The organism is Proteus sp. FME41 (assembly GCF_014897315.1).
Lineage (GTDB): Bacteria > Pseudomonadota > Gammaproteobacteria > Enterobacterales > Enterobacteriaceae > Proteus.
The window spans coordinates 86,075-103,128 of the sequence record NZ_JABUYL010000008.1 but is presented as its reverse complement, the minus strand read 5'-3'; the positions used below and the strand labels follow the sequence as shown (position 1 = coordinate 103,128).

General features: G+C 39.5%; 13 protein-coding genes. 7 read left to right on the top strand and 6 right to left on the bottom strand.

The features are described from left to right. Positions 1-34 precede the first annotated feature (34 nt). The 3 genes from envZ to greB form a co-directional block, all read right to left on the bottom strand. The gene (gene envZ / locus INT04_RS09380) at positions 35-1,375 is read right to left on the bottom strand and encodes a two-component system sensor histidine kinase EnvZ (RefSeq protein ID WP_193015868.1); all 1,341 of its coding nucleotides are present in this window, start codon (positions 1,373-1,375) and stop codon (positions 35-37) included. Next, positions 1,372-2,094, bottom strand: coding sequence for a two-component system response regulator OmpR (ompR, locus tag INT04_RS09375; protein WP_036933800.1), 723 nt, complete (start codon positions 2,092-2,094; stop codon positions 1,372-1,374). Before ompR ends, envZ begins: the two co-directional genes overlap by 4 nt. A 148-nt stretch (positions 2,095-2,242) precedes the next feature. Further along, positions 2,243-2,722, bottom strand: coding sequence for a transcription elongation factor GreB (greB, locus tag INT04_RS09370; protein ID WP_193015867.1), 480 nt, complete (start codon positions 2,720-2,722; stop codon positions 2,243-2,245). 180 nt (positions 2,723-2,902) lie between these two features. Here greB and INT04_RS09365 point away from each other — a divergent pair, with 180 nt between their 5' ends. The 5 genes from INT04_RS09365 (at position 2,903) to hemN (ending at position 9,657) form a co-directional block, all read left to right on the top strand. Further along, positions 2,903-5,242: a Tex family protein gene (locus tag INT04_RS09365; RefSeq protein WP_193015866.1), complete on the top strand. Its 2,340-nt coding sequence runs from the start codon at positions 2,903-2,905 to the stop codon at positions 5,240-5,242. Positions 5,243-5,725: 483 nt separating this feature from the next. Continuing rightward, positions 5,726-6,400 carry a CsgG/HfaB family protein gene (locus tag INT04_RS09360; RefSeq protein WP_193015865.1) on the top strand — a complete coding sequence of 225 codons (675 nt, stop codon included), beginning with the start codon at positions 5,726-5,728 and terminating at the stop codon, positions 6,398-6,400. Positions 6,401-6,424: 24 nt separating this feature from the next. Further along, positions 6,425-6,778, top strand: coding sequence for a DUF4810 domain-containing protein (locus INT04_RS09355; RefSeq protein WP_193015864.1), 354 nt, complete (start codon positions 6,425-6,427; stop codon positions 6,776-6,778). Continuing rightward, a complete protein-coding gene (locus INT04_RS09350) occupies positions 6,775-7,431 on the top strand; it encodes a DUF799 domain-containing protein (RefSeq protein ID WP_193015863.1) in 657 nt (218 codons plus the stop codon). Before INT04_RS09355 ends, INT04_RS09350 begins: the two co-directional genes overlap by 4 nt. 852 nt (positions 7,432-8,283) lie before the next feature. Next, positions 8,284-9,657, top strand: a complete 1,374-nt coding sequence (gene hemN / locus INT04_RS09345) for an oxygen-independent coproporphyrinogen III oxidase (protein WP_193015862.1) — start codon at positions 8,284-8,286, stop codon at positions 9,655-9,657. A gap of 22 nt (positions 9,658-9,679) precedes the next feature. Here the strand turns inward: hemN and glnG are convergent, their stop codons facing one another. The 3 genes from glnG to glnA form a co-directional block, all read right to left on the bottom strand. Beyond that, positions 9,680-11,101, bottom strand: a complete 1,422-nt coding sequence (gene glnG, locus INT04_RS09340) for a nitrogen regulation protein NR(I) (RefSeq protein ID WP_193015861.1) — start codon at positions 11,099-11,101, stop codon at positions 9,680-9,682. Positions 11,102-11,111: 10 nt separating this feature from the next. Continuing rightward, positions 11,112-12,158 (bottom strand): nitrogen regulation protein NR(II), encoded by a 1,047-nt coding sequence (glnL, locus tag INT04_RS09335; RefSeq protein WP_193015860.1) that lies wholly within the window; start codon positions 12,156-12,158, stop codon positions 11,112-11,114. A gap of 181 nt (positions 12,159-12,339) precedes the next feature. Continuing rightward, positions 12,340-13,749 carry a glutamate--ammonia ligase gene (glnA, locus tag INT04_RS09330; RefSeq protein WP_193015859.1) on the bottom strand — a complete coding sequence of 470 codons (1,410 nt, stop codon included), beginning with the start codon at positions 13,747-13,749 and terminating at the stop codon, positions 12,340-12,342. A 359-nt stretch (positions 13,750-14,108) separates the two neighbouring features. On the opposite strand from glnA, the gene typA reads away from it, so the two are divergent. Together typA and yihX are read left to right on the top strand one after the other, a co-directional pair. Then, a complete protein-coding gene (typA, locus tag INT04_RS09325; protein WP_193015858.1) occupies positions 14,109-15,944 on the top strand; it encodes a translational GTPase TypA in 1,836 nt (611 codons plus the stop codon). A gap of 466 nt (positions 15,945-16,410) precedes the next feature. Further along, a complete protein-coding gene (gene yihX / locus INT04_RS09320; protein ID WP_193015857.1) occupies positions 16,411-17,028 on the top strand; it encodes a glucose-1-phosphatase in 618 nt (205 codons plus the stop codon). Positions 17,029-17,054 lie beyond the last annotated feature (26 nt).

Sequence of the window (17,054 nt, the reverse complement as noted above, 5' to 3'; positions counted from 1 at the left end):
GTGTAACAAAAAGTGATTTTATAAAGAAGATAGATTAATCGTCTTCGTCTTCACGTTCTTTTAGGGGAAAGTTAGCTCGGATAAGCAACCCGCTTTTAACGCTATCATCAAGTTCAACATACCCGCCATGTGCATCCATAATTCGGCGAATAATGGATAATCCTAAACCTGCACCTGTTGAGCTTCGGGCTTGTTCACCTTGAACAAAAGGTTGAAACAGACGTTGTCGATCTTCCTGTGGGATACCGGGGCCATCATCTTCGACTTGAAACCACGCGTATTCATCATTTTTACCACTTGAAACACTGATCCAGCCATGACCATAACGGGAAGCATTGACAATCATATTAGCAAGTGCGCGCTTTACGGCAATAGGGTTGGCGGTGATATTAATGGATTCAGGATAAAGATGTTCTTCACTAATTTTACCGGAATTAGATTCCGCTGAAAGAACTTCTTGTAATAGATTATTCATGTCGCACAGTTCTAAAGACATCTCTTTACCTGTGCGCATATAGTCTAAAAATTGACCAATGATCGCATCGCAATCTTCAATATCTTTATTGATAGAATCGGCAAGATAATTATCTTCAGGACTCATCATTTCAGTGGCAAGGCGAATACGAGTCAGTGGCGTGCGTAAATCATGACTAACACCCGCCATAACAAGCGTTCTATCATTATCTAATGAGCGAATACCTGAGGACATCTGATTAAATGCACGAATAATTGAACGCATTTCAGACGATCCAGATTCAGGAATTGGCGGCGGAATAACCCCTTTGCCTATACGGCGAGCGGCATACTCTACTTCATTAAGTGGGCGATTTTGAAAACGATTATAAAGCCAGAAAAAGGCCACAACAATAATGATAAAAATAATGGCCTGTCGATAAACGGGCAGTAAGAAGTTTTGTCCTAATTCAGTCAATGGAACGCGTATCCAAAGATCGGGAGAAATATGAGTATTCACCCATAAAACAGGGTATTCCAGTGTGTTTTCAATCCAAATTTCTGTCTCACCGCCCAGATATTCAGACATCTGTTCACTTAGATCAGAATCTTCTTTTGCCCAATGAAGGCCTTCTTCAAGTGCCGATCCTTTGTCAAAAAAAGAGATACCCAGTTCACTATAGATTTTATTGCGTAAAGCGGGGGATATTTTAAGTGGAGTACCATCTACTAAGATAAGCTCTTCTGGCATTAGAGTCCGTATTTCATATGCCAATACTTTATTAAATTGCTGAAGGCTTGGACCTACAATAAGGTGCTGAACAACGACATAGCTGGCTATCAAGCTAAAAAAAAGTAGCGAGATAACCAGAAATAACGAACGTGTCAGTTTATTGTGTGGTGAAAGCCTCAGCCTTCTCATTGAGCGCTGGTTCCATCAGGAACAAAGACATAGCCAAGGCCCCAAACTGTTTGAATGTAACGAGGATGCGTTGGATCTTCTTCAATCATACGACGTAAGCGTGAAATTTGAACGTCAATTGAACGCTCCATTGCACTGTATTCACGACCGCGAGCAAGGCTCATCAGTTTGTCACGAGAAAGTGGCTCGCGTGGATGAGAAACTAATACTTTCAGTACAGCAAATTCACCACTGGTCAGAGGCATATGCTCTTCTTCGTGGAACATTTCACGTGTACCTAGGTTTAGTTTGAATTTACCAAAAGAGATAATGGCATTATCTTGTGATGGTGCGCCTGGTAATTCATTGGCTTGGCGACGTAGTACTGCACGAATACGTGCCAATAATTCTCTTGGGTTAAACGGTTTTGAAATGTAATCATCCGCACCGATTTCAAGCCCAACAATTCTATCAACCTCTTCCCCTTTTGCAGTTACCATAATAATAGGGATTGGGTTGTTTTGGCTTCTTAAGCGGCGGCAAATAGATAAGCCATCTTCACCAGGAAGCATTAAATCAAGCACAATTAGGTGGATAGATTCGCGAGTGAGCAGACGATCCATTTGATCGGCGTTTGCAGCAGTACGGATTTGAAAACCCTGCTCTGTCAAATAGCGCTCGAGTAGTGAACGTAGACGTAAATCATCATCTACGATTAGCACTTTATAACTTTCTTGCATTTTTAAGCTCCCGAAGTGCAAATGCTTTTATTAGCGAATTCTATCATCGATAAGGATATTAAACCAAAACCAAAGAATAAATGTTAATAATTTATAGATAAAACTTGTTCTTTGGAAATCAAAAAGAGGATAAATCTGTTTATTTGTCTTATTCCGAATGATATTTAATAGATAATACGCTGTAATTAACTTCACCACCTGGTGTTTGCACACTAATTTCATCATCAACTTGTTTACCAATAAGTGCTCTGGCAACAGGAGAATCAATAGAAATCCATTGTTTTGCAGGATCAAACTCATCAGGCCCTACGAGCCTAAAGGTTCTGACATTCTCGTCATCATCTTCAAGCGTGACCCAAGCGCCAAAATAGACTTTACCTTCTTGGCGAGGATCGGGATCAACAATTTTTAATTCATCAAGGCGTTTTGATAAAAAACGAACACGTCGATCAATTTCACGTAATCGCTTTTTGCCATAAATATATTCAGCATTTTCTGAACGGTCGCCTTGAGCCGCTGCTTCTGAAACTGATTGTGTGACGCGAGGACGCTCTTCTTTCCAAAGATATTTTAGCTCTTTGTCTAAGGCATACCAGCCATCACGAGTAATATAGTTACTTTTTGCCATTACAAATTAAAATTATCATCAACATTGAATTTCATAAAGATACTATAGCGCGAATGATAAATTAATCTGTTATTTTCCTCATAATTGTCGAGTGTAATCGGAAATTTGCCAAATTTTTTTAGTGTGGCGTGTGTATAATGGCCCTCTTTTAAATTATTCCTCTCGGTAGGTAAATATATTATGAATGAATCATTAAGCCGAATTATTGCAGAAGAGCTCACGGTTAAGCCTCAGCAAGTCCTTTCGGCCATAACGTTACTGGATGAAGGGAATACGGTGCCATTTGTTGCCCGTTACCGTAAAGAGGTCACTGGCGGGTTAGACGATACACAGTTACGTCAATTAGAAACTCGCTTAAGTTACTTACGAGAACTCAATGATCGCCGACAAACTATTTTAAAATCAATTGAAGAACAAGGAAAGCTAACGCCAGAATTACGTTCTTCAATTAGTGAAACACAAAGTAAAACTGAGCTTGAAGATCTCTATCTTCCTTACAAACCTAAACGTCGTACTCGTGGTCAAATCGCAATTGAAAATGGGTTAGAGCCCTTAGCCGATTTATTATGGAATGAGCCAAAACATAATCCAGAAGAGGCGGCAATCGCTTATATCAACACTGAAAAAGGCGTAGATGATACGAAAGCAGCTTTAGATGGCGCACGTTATATTTTAATGGAGCGTTTTTCAGAAGATGCGAGCTTATTAGCGAAAGTTCGTCAATATTTATGGAAAAACGCCCATCTCGTTGCAAAAGTCATTGATGGTAAACAGGCCGAAGGTGCGAAGTTTAGTGATTATTTTGACAGTCATGAGCCTATCGCAAATGTGCCATCACATCGTGCTTTAGCGATGTTCCGAGGTCGTAACGAGGGTATTCTTCAGTTATCACTCAACCCTGATCCGCAATTTGAAGAAGCCCCCAAAGAGAGTTATGGCGAGCAACTGATCACTGAGCATTTAGGATTACGTTTAAATAATCAGCCTGCGGATAGTTGGCGTAAAGCCGTTGTAAGCTGGACGTGGCGTATTAAAGTCTTAATGCATCTTGAAACAGAATTGATGGGCCAATTACGAGAAAAAGCGGAAGAAGAAGCGATTAATGTTTTTGCTCGTAACCTTAATGATTTATTGATGGCAGCACCGGCAGGTATGCGAGCCACCATGGGGCTTGATCCCGGCTTACGTACTGGTGTAAAAGTTGCCGTTGTCGATAGCACAGGTAAGTTAATTGCCACAGATACGATTTATCCTCATACAGGGCAAGCAGATAAAGCGGCTGCCAGTGTCGCGGCGTTATGTATTAAGCATAATGTTGAGCTGGTGGCGATTGGTAATGGTACGGCTTCTCGTGAAACCGAACGCTTTTTTGCTGAAACAGTAAAACGTTACCCAGATGTCAAAGCACAGAAAGTCATTGTGAGCGAGGCGGGAGCATCCGTATATTCCGCTTCAGAGCTTGCAGCTAATGAATTTCCTGATTTAGATGTGTCTATTCGTGGTGCGGTCTCTATCGCCCGCCGTTTACAAGATCCGTTAGCCGAGCTTGTAAAAATTGACCCTAAATCAATTGGTGTGGGTCAATACCAGCATGATGTAAGCCAAACACAATTAGCGAGAAAACTGGATACTGTTGTTGAAGACTGTGTGAATGGTGTTGGTGTGGATTTAAATACAGCGTCAGCACCGTTACTCACTCGTGTTGCAGGGCTTAGCCAATCTATTGCTCAAAATATTATTAATTGGCGTGATGAGAACGGCCGTTTTATTGATAGAAAGCAGTTGCTTAAAGTGGCGCGTTTGGGACCTAAAGCCTTTGAGCAATGTGCGGGGTTCTTGCGTATTCGCAATGGTAAAAATCCGCTGGATGCATCAACGGTTCACCCTGAAGCGTATCCAGTGGTGGAAAATATCCTGCAAGCCACACAGCAAAAAATTGACAATTTAATGGGGAATAGCGCTTTAATCGCACAAGTTGATGCACGAGCATTTATTACAGAGCAATTTGGCTTACCGACCATTAATGACATCTTAAAAGAGCTGGCTAAACCGGGACGTGATCCACGCCCTGAGTTTAAAACAGCAACCTTTGCTGAAGGTGTTGAAACCATGAAGGATTTAGTCAGCGGTATGATCCTTGAGGGTACAGTCACTAATGTGACTAATTTTGGCGCATTTGTGGATATTGGTGTACACCAAGATGGCCTCGTTCATATCTCGTCTTTAGCAGACCGATTTATTGAAGATCCACATACTGTGGTTAAAACAGGTGATATTGTTAAGGTTAAGGTTCTTGATGTTGATTTAGCGCGTAAACGTATCGCATTAACGATGCGTTTAGATGAAGTGGCAGGTGATAGTGATAATAAACCGTCATCACCAAGTAAAGAGACTTCAATAAAAAATAGCAAAGGGCAGAAGCCAGTTCGTCATAACCGCCAATCAACAAATAGTGGTAACAATGCGGGAAATAGTGCAATGGGTGATGCTTTAGCCGCTGCATTTGGAAAAAAACGCTAATTACACATTTATGGCAACGGTGTTAATAAGCAAGAGGCTTTAACGTGATTGAATGTGGTGTCATTGGATATTGATGGCATCACATTTTTTATTTTACCTTATTCAAGTTTATTTTCTAATAACAACGTGCTGATAAAAAAGAAAGCAGTCTATATCTTCTCTCCTTTATTTTTCATTTTTAATTGGTTTTGTTTTAATCTGACTTAAGCGATATTAAAAAAATAATAAATAAAGTATTCTCTATTTTATCTCTATATCTATTTGTTATGGTTTTTATCACGCCTCTGCTATTTTCCCCATCGTTGATTACCTTTATATTATAAATGAGAATTGATGATCTTTTTAACCTTATTATTATTATGGTTTTTAAGTGTAATTTCTATGAGCTAAAACTGAAAAGTATTATTTCTAGTTATATCAACTCTATTTTAATTAATAGAATAAATATCTATAGGTTTATTTCACCTTTATTGGGTTATTAATATGAATTTAAATAAATTATCGCTTGGTTTGATCGTTATTTCTGCAACGCTATTGGCAGGATGTGCATCTGAATCTTCACGTTCTTTAGACGTTGCTAAAGTCGCGACTTACAACACAACTTACACAGGCGCTAAAAGCGCTATTTCTATTGGTAAATTTGATAACCGTTCTAGTTATATGAATGGAATATTCTCTGATGGTGTTGATAGATTAGGTAATCAATCCAAAACTATTTTAATGACGCATTTACAACAAACAGGGCGCTTTAATGTATTGGATAGAGCTAACTTATCTGAATTAAAAGAAGAAGCGGGTATTAAAGGTCAAAGCCAGCAATTAAAAGGTGCAACTTACGTTATTACGGGGGATGTCACTGAATTTGGTCGTAAAGAAGTCGGCGATCGCCAATTATTTGGTATTTTAGGCCGTGGTAAAACACAAGTTGCCTATGCCAAAGTGAATTTAAACGTTGTAAATGTAAATACGTCAGAAGTCGTGTTTTCCTCTCAAGGGGCTGGCGAATATGAACTGTCTAACCGTGAAATTATTGGTTTTGGTGGTACAGCAAGCTATGACTCAACACTTAACGGTAAAGTACTTGATTTAGCTATCCGCGAAGCAGTCAATAATTTAGTGGCCGGTATTGAAAGTAACACTTGGCAACCTGCGAAGTAATGTTCATTTTATAAGGATATAACAATGTCAAAATCATTAATAAGCCTTGTTTTAGGGGCATTATTACTGACGGGTTGTGCAAGCGGCCCTAAGCCACTCTATAACTGGGACAGTTATCAACAAGTGGTGCATCAGCACTATCAACAAAGTGAAAGTGATCCCCAAGCACAAATTGATGCATTAAAGAAAAGCATTGAGCTTTCTCGTGCTAAATCACTAGGTATTCCACCAGGATTACATGCCCATTTAGGCATGTTATATGGTGCGACTGGCGCATTAGATTTAGCGATGGTTGAATTTAATGAAGAAAAAGCACTTTACCCTGAATCAGCAGAGTTTATGGATCGCCTGATGAAAAACAAAGGAATGCAAAAATGAGTCGTTTATTCACTTTAATATGCTTAGCTTTTGCCTTGGTATTAACGGGTTGTGCTCAACCTGTTAAAACAGATTACACCGCATTTAAGCAAAGTAAGCCCAAAAGTATTTTAGTGTTAGTCCCTCAAAATCATACAACAGAAGTGGATGCTGGGCACAGTTTCTTATCCCAAGTAACATATCCTTTGGCTGAAGCGGGCTATTATGTTTTCCCTGTTGCAGTGGTTGAAGAAACTTTTAAGCATAACGGCTTATCTATGGCGGGGGATATTCATGCAGTAAGCCCCAATAAGCTGCGTGAAATCTTTGGTGCAGATGCGGTTTTATACTTAGATATCACTGAATTTGGTACATCATATCAAGTGATTTCCAGCGATACGCGTGTCACTGTGAGCGCCAAACTTGTTGATCTCCGTAATGGTGGCATGCTTTGGAGTAGCTCTGCTACGGCATCAAGCAGCGAAACAGAAAGCTCATCAGGAAGTTTAGTGGGTATGTTGGTTTCTGCTGTTGTGAATCAAATTGTGAATACCGTCTCAGATAAAAGTTACCAAATTGCAGGAATAACTAGTGTGCGTTTGCTTTCAGCGGGTAAAGCGAATGGCATTTTATATGGTCCACGCTCTCCTCATTATGGTAAAGAAGCAGAATAAATAATTGCGATAAAGTAATCGTAATAAAGAACAAGGCTCTGTTTTATGACATTAAAATAAACAGAGCCTTATTTGTTTTTTATTACCAAATAATAATTATTCTTATTATCTATAAAAGAAGAGAGTAGATTTTTATGAAAAATAATAACAAAAAATGAATGGAGTACTATTTTTATTGAAGAGATAAACCATCCTTGGTTGCTAGTCCGTTTCCTTCCATGGTTGATAATCCATAATTTGGGTATATAAAAGAGACTGATTAAATAAGAGAAAGATCAGAAAGAATAAGAGAAGGTATGGGGGATGCTATCTTTCCTTGTAATATAGCGACCTTCATTCTTTAAATGACCCTCAAATTCAAATCAAAACACGACTGAGTTGGATATTAATCAATGTTTGGTTCTAGGGTATGTAATATTATAATTGAGGTAAAGATATAATTGTTACTATTATTACAATCATCGAATTAAGAGAGAATAAAAGAATAATAAAATTAATATAACGAGATATTTAATTAATTTAAATCGTATTTTGAGTAATATATCGTTTTAAACTCGATGCAAAAGCTACCAATAGATATTTATAAATAGAAAAAATCAACTAACTTATTGAATAAACTTAATTTATTTGCTTATATTTTCAATAGATAAGACTATTTTTGTGTAATGTGATTTATATCACGTCATATATTTTAGCGTGATTGCCTATCAATAAGCCAATAAGAGGATTTATACGATATCCTGTTCGATCATATTCAGTTCCCGATTTATTGGTTACACTATTCATTCAGATATTCAGAATGTCTGTTTGCTGATATGAGACATCAGCGGTTCACTTTTGGAAGGTAGAGGCATGTCAGAACAAACAATTATTTGGGATCTTGACCTGATCCATAAGTATAACTATTCAGGTCCTCGCTATACGTCATACCCAACAGCATTAGAATTTAATCAGCAATATGGTGATGCTGATTTTATTAAAGCGACTCAACGCTATCCTGAGCGCCCTTTATCGCTTTATATCCATATCCCTTTCTGCCATAAGCTGTGCTATTTCTGTGGCTGTAATAAAATTATTACACGCCATAAACATAAAGCAGATGAGTATCTTGATGTTTTAGAAAAAGAAATTATTAATAGAGCTCGCTATTTTAAAAACAGAAAAGTGACTCAAATGCATTGGGGTGGAGGTACACCTACTTTTCTGGATAAGCAACAAATTAGTCGATTGGTCTCGTTATTACGTCACCATTTTCATTTTGTTGATAATGCAGAGCTCTCTATTGAGATTGACCCGCGCGAGATTGAATTAGATGTTATCGATCATTTGCGTAATGAAGGCTTTAACCGCCTGAGTATGGGCGTGCAAGATTTCAATAAAGAAGTGCAACAAAAGGTAAATCGTGAACAAGATGAAGCCTTTATTTTTTCTTTGATAGCGCGCGCTCGTGAAGTGGGATTTCATTCCACCAGCATTGATTTAATTTATGGCCTACCAAAACAAACCAAAGAGAGTTTTGCTTTTACGTTAAAACGAGTGATTGAATTATCACCTGATAGATTGAGTGTATTCAATTATGCTCACTTACCTAATTTATTTGCAGCTCAACGCAAAATCAAAGATGAAGATCTCCCTTTAGCGGAAGAAAAATTAGACATATTACAAGAAACGATTTCTACGCTAACGACAAATGGCTATCAGTTTATTGGGATGGATCATTTTGCTAAACCTGATGATGAATTAGCGGTCGCCCAACGTAAAGGGATTTTACATCGTAATTTCCAAGGCTATACCACGCATGAAGAGTGTGATTTATTAGGCATGGGCGTCTCCGCAATTAGTATGTTAGGGGATAACTATGCGCAAAATGAAAAGGTATTAAAAGAGTATTATGCGCGTGTCAATCGTGAAGGAAATGCACTATGGCGAGGTTTATCTCTGACGAATGATGATTGTATTCGCCGAGATGTGATTAAAACCTTAATTTGTAACTTTAATCTACATTTTTCAGACATTGAAAATATACACCATATTGTTTTTAATGATTATTTTAAAGAAGATTTAGAATTACTCGTCCCAATGAAAAATGATGGTTTAGTTGAAATTACAAAAGACGGTATTCAAGTCACACCAAGAGGACGTCTGCTTATTCGCAATATCTGTATGTGTTTTGATACCTATTTACGCAATCAAATGCGTCAACGTCAATTTTCTCGCGTTATTTAACGTAGACAAACGGCATAGAGGACTAATATTCCTCTATGCCTAATTCTTTTAATTTACGGGTTAATGTATTTCTTCCCCAGCCTAATAGTCGTGCTGCGTCTTGTTTATGGCCTTGTGTATACGCTAAGGCACTGAGTAAAAGAGTACGCTCAAATTGAGGCAATGCATCGGTTAAAATGTTCTCTTTACCTTCGCTCAAGGCTTCATCTGCCCATAATGAGAGATGTTGTGACCAATGTTGAGAATAAGGGCGGCTTAATCCCTTTGTTTTTTCATCAGGTTGGCGAATTTCTTGTGGTAAATCTTGAGGCATAATCTCTTGGCTTGCCGTCATTACCGTTAACCAGCGACACACATTCTCTAATTGTCTGACGTTACCTGACCAAGTGTATTCCATCATAACTTGCAAGCTTTGTTGATGAAGTACTTTAGTTTCAACGCCAAGTTCTTTTGCTGTTTTTTGTAAGAAATAGCGCGCTAAGTTGGGAATATCTTCAGTTCTATCGCGTAATGGTGGTAACTGAATACGTATTACATTGAGTCGATGATAGAGATCTTCACGAAAATCACCCGCCTGAACTCGCTTTTCTAAGTCTTGATGTGTTGCAGCAATAATCCGTACATCGACTTTAACGGGAGCATAACCCCCCACTCGGTAAAATTGTCCTTCAGCAAGGACTCGTAATAAACGGGTTTGAATATCCAGAGGCATATCACCAATTTCATCAAGAAAAAGTGAACCCCCATTCGCTTGTTCGAATCGTCCTTGGCGGACTTGTGATGCGCCTGTAAAAGCCCCTTTTTCATGACCAAAAAGCTCTGATTCAATAAGATCTTTAGGAATAGCCGCCATATTGAGCGCAATGAAGGGAGAGGATGCTCTTGGACTATGACGATGCAAGGCATGAGCGACCAGCTCTTTTCCGGTGCCAGACTCACCATTAATCAACACACTGATTGAAGAGCGAGAGAGCCGACCAATAATACGGTAGACTTCTTGCATTGCGGGAGCTTCCCCAATCATATCGGAGACAGATTGCAGGGCAGCACCTGTATTATTAGGCTGTTTTTGTTCACGATAGTGAGTAATAGCTCGGTCAACTAATGCTAGCGTTTCATCAATATCAAAAGGTTTAGGTAAATAATCAAAAGCACCTTGCTGATAAGCATTAACGGCTGCATCCAGATCAGAGTGTGCCGTCATAATAATCACAGGCAGAGTGGGGTAATTTTCTTTAATAAGCCTAAGTAGAGATAAGCCATCGATATCAGGCATACGAATATCTGATAACAAGACGTCTGGCATTTCTGTATTAAGTGCATTAAGAACATCATTTGCATGTTCAAACGTTCTACATAACATGCCTTCACGAGAAATTGCACGTTCAAGTACCCAGCGAATCGCACTATCATCATCAACAACCCATACATTTCCTTTTTGCATTGGCTATCTCCTACTTAATTGGTAAATAAATAGAAAATTCAGTGTTTCCTGGCCAACTGGTAAATTCAATTTTACCTGCGTGTTGATCCACTAAATTACGCGCAATAGATAATCCCAATCCATTTCCACCTTCTCGACCACTCACCATGGGGTAAAAAAGGGTATCTTGTAAATGAGAAGGAATACCATCACCAGTATCAATCACATCAATACGAGCAACAAGCCGATGACGTTCACCATGAAGCGTGACTTGAAACGCGGTTCGGGTACGCAAAATAATAGTTCCTCCTTTTTTTTCAACCGCTTGTAAGGCATTACGGGTAATGTTAAGAAGGACTTGCTCTATTTGATCTGGGTAATGTGATAACTCAGGCAAACTCGGATCGTAATCTTTCAACAACGTGACATTCTCAGGGCATTCGAGAGAAATAAGTTGAGCGACACGCTCAACAACATGGTGAATACTCTGATGTGTTTTAGTGCCGGGGTGTTGAGGGCCAAGTAATCTATCAACAAGCACACGTAAGCGGTCAGCTTGTTCAATAATAACTTGTGTATATTCCGTTAAAGCCGGATCGGGCAACGATTTTGCCAGCAATTGCGCAGCACCACGTAATCCCCCTAACGGGTTTTTAATTTCATGTGCCAGCCCCCGAACCAATTCCCTCGCCGCCATCTGCTGTGCTTGTTGGATCTGCTCTTGGCTTAACCGGCGTTGACTATCCATAGGCGCCAGCTCCAGCAAAATATGTTGCTCGGAAATAGGTTGGGCACTGAGCGACATTGTGTGTGATTGGTTATTAACAACCAATATCACTTCATTGTCGGTAAAGCTTTGTCCACTGGCTAATGTTTCACGCATTAAATCAGCATCAAAAGAGTAATAACTGAAAAGGGCAGTAAACGGTGTTTCAAACAATTTTCGACGGCTTTGTGCTAAAACCTGTAACGCAGAATGATTTGCGTAGCAAATAATAAACTCTTTGTTGATTACTAATACCGAGTGTATCAATGAGTCTAAAATTAATGTGTTGTCAGGTAAGTCTGCCGTTTCCATATTGAATACCCCATTGCACCATTTTAGTGCATCTTACCTTTATTGCATGAATGAACCAATGCGTAAGTGAATAGACTGACGCCTTAAAGGGGAGAAAAGTGCCCATCCGAAGATGGGCAAAATAGCTTCACGGCAAAAAAAGATGTACATCTAAGCTTAAGTCTTATCAAACAAGGTAATCTTAAGCGCTGTAATACATTTCAAATTCAAGAGGATGCGGAGCCATACGTACACGTTGAACGTCAGCACGTAATAATTCTAAATAAGCATCGATAGCATCATCAGTAAATACACCACCGCGGGTTAAGAATTCACGATCTGCATTTAATGCATTTAATGCTTCTTCTAATGAACCTGCGACAGTTGGAATTTCTTTTGCTTCTTCTGGTGGTAAGTCATACAGGTTTTTATCCATAGCATCACCAGGGTGAATTTTATTGATAATGCCATCAAGACCTGCCATCAATTGAGCGGAAAACGCAAGATAAGGGTTTGCTAAAGGATCAGGGAAACGCACTTCGATACGGCGTGCTTTCATGCTAGCCACGACAGGAATACGAATTGACGCCGAACGGTTACGTGCAGAGTAAGCGAGCATAACAGGCGCTTCAAAACCCGGAACTAAACGTTTGTAGGAGTTAGTGGTTGGGTTAGTAAACGCATTTAAAGCACGAGCATGTTTGATAATACCGCCAATGTAATACAGTGCCATTTCAGAGAGTCCACCGTATTTGTCACCTGCAAACAGGTTTACACCGTTTTTAGACAGTGACATATGGCAGTGCATACCTGAACCGTTATCGCCAACTAATGGTTTTGGCATAAAGGTCGCTGTTTTACCAAATACGTGAGCCACGTTTTGTACCACGTATTTATAAACTTGGGTTTCATCTGCTTTTTTGGTCATGGTATTAAAGCGAGTGGCTATTTCATTTTGACCTGCCGTCGCCACTTCATGGTGATGAGCTTCAACCACTAAGCCCAATTCTTCCATGATGTTACACATAGTAGAACGAATATCTTGTGATGAATCGACAGGTGGCAGTGGGAAGTAACCGCCTTTAACCATAGGACGGTGGCCTTTATTGCCCTCTTCATATTGAGTATTTGTGTTCCATGCGGCTTCAATATCATTGATTGCGTAGGAGGCACCTGAGATATCATTTTTAAAACGAATATCATCAAACAGGAAGAATTCTGGCTCTGGTCCGAATAATACGGTATCTGCGATGCCGCTTGATTTTAAATAATCTTCAGCACGTTTTGAGATAGAGCGAGGGTCGCGATCGTAACCTTGCATTGTGCCTGGTTCTAAAACATCACAACGAATAATCAGTGTAGGATCTTGGAAAAAAGGGTCAAGCATTGCGGTTGTTGCATCAGGCATCAGTACCATGTCTGATTCATTAATGCCTTTCCAGCCGCCAATAGAAGAACCATCGAACATTTTTCCTTCTTCAAAGAAATCATCGTTAACCTGATGAGCGGGAATAGTAAGATGTTGTTCTTTACCGCGGGTATCAGTGAAACGTAAGTCAATATATCTAACTTTATGTTCTTCAATCATGGATAATACATGTTCAAGGGACATAGGGACTCTCCTGGCGAATGGTTTTATTGAGTGCAGTGGCCTTACACATTTTTCGGTGAATTTTTTGCTCACCTAAATTCTATTGCGAAAAGCATGCCAACTTATCTAAAAAGGGATATATACTGTATTGATGAAGTTTAGTGTAGAATATCTCCTGTGATTTTTTAATTATTGCACAAAACTGGTGCAAATTAAGCCTGATTAGTTGCACTATTTTGGTGCAATCGAACGGATGCTACTAAATTCTGAGGCGTGAAAAGGATCACAATTCAATTAATTGCATATTGTTAAGCAATCATTATTGTGATCTTGTTTAGTCTCTCGTCTAAAGCGTGTACAATACTGCGCTTATTTCTACAATGCCTGAGGCAAATTTTGTGATCGAAAACTTGCGTAATATCGCCATCATCGCCCACGTTGACCATGGTAAAACAACTATCGTCGATAAATTACTACAGCAATCTGGTACGTTCGGTGAACGTGAAACCGTTGCTGAGCGCGTGATGGATTCAAATGATCTCGAAAGAGAGCGCGGAATTACTATTCTTGCGAAAAATACAGCGATTAAATGGAATGACTATCGTATCAATATCGTAGATACCCCAGGACACGCCGACTTCGGTGGTGAGGTAGAACGCGTTATGTCTATGGTAGACAGCGTTCTATTGCTGGTTGACGCGATGGATGGCCCAATGCCACAAACTCGTTTTGTGACACAAAAAGCGTTTGCTAACAACTTAAAACCTATCGTTGTTATCAATAAAGTTGACCGCCCAGGCGCTCGTCCTGATTGGGTTGTGGATCAGGTTTTTGACCTGTTCGTTAACCTTGGCGCAACGGATGAACAACTTGATTTCCCAATTATCTATGCATCTGCATTAAACGGTATTGCGGGAACAGATTACAATGACATGGCTGACGATATGACTCCGTTATATGAAGCTATTGTCAAATATGTAGAGCCACCGAAAGTTGATCTGGATGGTACATTCCAGATGCAAATTTCGCAGTTGGACTACAACAACTACATGGGTGTTATCGGTATCGGTCGTATCAAGCGTGGTAAGGTTAAACCTAACCAGCAAGTCACCGTCATTGATAGTGAAGGTAATACTCGTAACGGTAAACTAGGTAAAGTATTAGGTCACCTTGGGTTAGACCGTATTGAAGTTGACGTTGCTGAAGCTGGCGACATCATCGCAATTACGGGTTTAGGTGAACTGAATATCTCTGATACGATTTGTGAAGTTGGTGCGGTTGAAGCACTGCCAGCATTAGCCGTTGATGAACCTACAGTTAGCATGTATTTCTGTGTTAATACTTCACCGTTCTGTGGTCGTGAAGGTAAATTTGTGACTTCTCGTCAGATTTTAGATCGTCTGAAGAAAGAGCTAGTCCATAACGTCGCATTGCGCGTAGAAGAAACTGAAGATCCAGATGCATTCCGTGTATCAGGTCGTGGTGAGCTTCACTTATCTGTTCTGATTGAAAATATGCGTCGTGAAGGTTACGAATTAGGAGTATCTCGTCCTAAAGTTATCTTCCGTGAAATTGATGGTCGTAAACAAGAACCTTTCGAACAAGTTACTATCGACATTGAAGAACAGCACCAAGGTGATGTGATGCAAGCGATGGGTGAACGTAAAGGTGAAATGCGTGATATGCAACCAGATGGTAAAGGACGTGTACGTTTAGACTACAATATCCCTAGCCGTGGTCTGATTGGTTTCCGTACTGAGTTTATGACAATGACATCAGGTACAGGTTTACTGTATGCAACATTCAGTCATTATGATGATGTGCGCCCAGGTGAAATTGGTCGTCGTAATAACGGTGTTATGATCTCTAATGGTCAAGGTAAAGCTGTTGCTTACGCGCTGTATAGCTTGCAAGAACGTGGCAAATTATTTGTGACTCATGGTGCTGAAGTTTATGAAGGCCAAGTGATTGGTATTCATACTCGCTCTAATGACTTAACAGTAAACTGCTTAACAGGTAAAAAGCTGACTAACATGCGTGCTTCTGGTACGGATGAAGCGACAACGCTGACGCCACACCTGAAACAATCATTAGAACAAGCATTAGAATTCATTGATGACGATGAGTTAGTTGAAGTGACTCCGCAGTCTATTCGTCTGCGTAAACGTTATCTGTCAGAAAATGATCGTCGTCGCGCTTACCGTAGCAAAGACTAATTCGTTATTCTGATAACATAATTCTTAGGGCGCGTTAGCGCCCTGAGTTTATACTCGTCATACTTCAAGTTACAGGGGTGTTGACTACGCTCAGTTAGTTGAGTTACATAGCTTATCTATGTTCCCCGTCTATCTTCACTTGTCGCCTATCTGTAACTCAAATTATTTAGAGTATAGGTACTATAGGTACCATAAGACGAATGCGGTGGAGTATTTGCCACCGCATAAGTTTTTCTCTCCCTTCCTCTCTTTTTATCTTTGTCGGATGCTCCGTAAACCCTGTTTTTCAGTGAACCACATCGTAAAAGTTAAACTCCTTTTGTCTCATTTTTCGTCTCTCCCTATTCTGGTTTTATGTTTTACAAAAAAATTAAGTGTGATTATTGTACTTTTTTAGCGTTTAAGCCTGTTCAGTAAAGCGATTTATGATTAAAGTAAAATGAGTTTTCTATTATGGAGAGGATTTATGCTTTATATCTTTGATATGGGTAATGTGATTATTGATATCGATTTTAACCGGGTATTCGCAGTATGGAGTAAACTCAGTGGTGTTCCATTGGCGAACATAGAAAAAAACTTCACCACAGGAGAAATCTTTAAATTACACGAACGCGGCAATATTACAGACATCGAATTTGCAGAAGCAATTAGTTCAGAATTAGAAATGAATTTAAGCTTTGAACAGTTTGCGGAAGGATGGCAAGCTATTTTCGTCGCATTACGCCCTGAAGTCATTGATATAATGAATAAGCTAAGAGAGCAAGGACATCGGGTTGTCGTATTATCTAACACTAATCGTTTACATCAAGATTACTGGCCTGAGCACTATCCTGAAATTGCAGCCTCTGCAGATTTCCTCTACCTTTCTCAAGATATCGGGATGAGAAAACCTGACCCTGAAATTTATAAATATGTCTTACAGTCTGAAGATATTGAAGCGCAAGATGCAGTTTTCTTTGATGATATTAAAACCAATGTTGATGCCGCGATAGCCGTGGGTATGAAAGGCGTTCATGTCATTGATAAAAATACGATTATTAATTATTTCAAAGATTACGATTTTACTCTCCCAGTAGAAGAATAATGCTATCGTAAGGATAACAATAGATT

Excerpts from the sequence above, each read along its gene's own strand:
- envZ (WP_193015868.1), bottom strand. The coding sequence starts at position 1,375 with ATGAGAAGGCTGAGGCTTTCACCACACAATAAACTGACACGTTCGTTA.
- ompR (WP_036933800.1), bottom strand. The coding sequence starts at position 2,094 with ATGCAAGAAAGTTATAAAGTGCTAATCGTAGATGATGATTTACGTCTA.
- greB (WP_193015867.1), bottom strand. The coding sequence starts at position 2,722 with ATGGCAAAAAGTAACTATATTACTCGTGATGGCTGGTATGCCTTAGAC.
- INT04_RS09365 (WP_193015866.1), top strand. The coding sequence starts at position 2,903 with ATGAATGAATCATTAAGCCGAATTATTGCAGAAGAGCTCACGGTTAAG.
- INT04_RS09360 (WP_193015865.1), top strand. The coding sequence starts at position 5,726 with ATGAATTTAAATAAATTATCGCTTGGTTTGATCGTTATTTCTGCAACG.
- INT04_RS09355 (WP_193015864.1), top strand. The coding sequence starts at position 6,425 with ATGTCAAAATCATTAATAAGCCTTGTTTTAGGGGCATTATTACTGACG.
- INT04_RS09350 (WP_193015863.1), top strand. The coding sequence starts at position 6,775 with ATGAGTCGTTTATTCACTTTAATATGCTTAGCTTTTGCCTTGGTATTA.
- hemN (WP_193015862.1), top strand. The coding sequence starts at position 8,284 with ATGTCAGAACAAACAATTATTTGGGATCTTGACCTGATCCATAAGTAT.
- glnG (WP_193015861.1), bottom strand. The coding sequence starts at position 11,101 with ATGCAAAAAGGAAATGTATGGGTTGTTGATGATGATAGTGCGATTCGC.
- glnL (WP_193015860.1), bottom strand. The coding sequence starts at position 12,158 with ATGGAAACGGCAGACTTACCTGACAACACATTAATTTTAGACTCATTG.
- glnA (WP_193015859.1), bottom strand. The coding sequence starts at position 13,749 with ATGTCCCTTGAACATGTATTATCCATGATTGAAGAACATAAAGTTAGA.
- typA (WP_193015858.1), top strand. The coding sequence starts at position 14,109 with ATGCCTGAGGCAAATTTTGTGATCGAAAACTTGCGTAATATCGCCATC.
- yihX (WP_193015857.1), top strand. The coding sequence starts at position 16,411 with ATGCTTTATATCTTTGATATGGGTAATGTGATTATTGATATCGATTTT.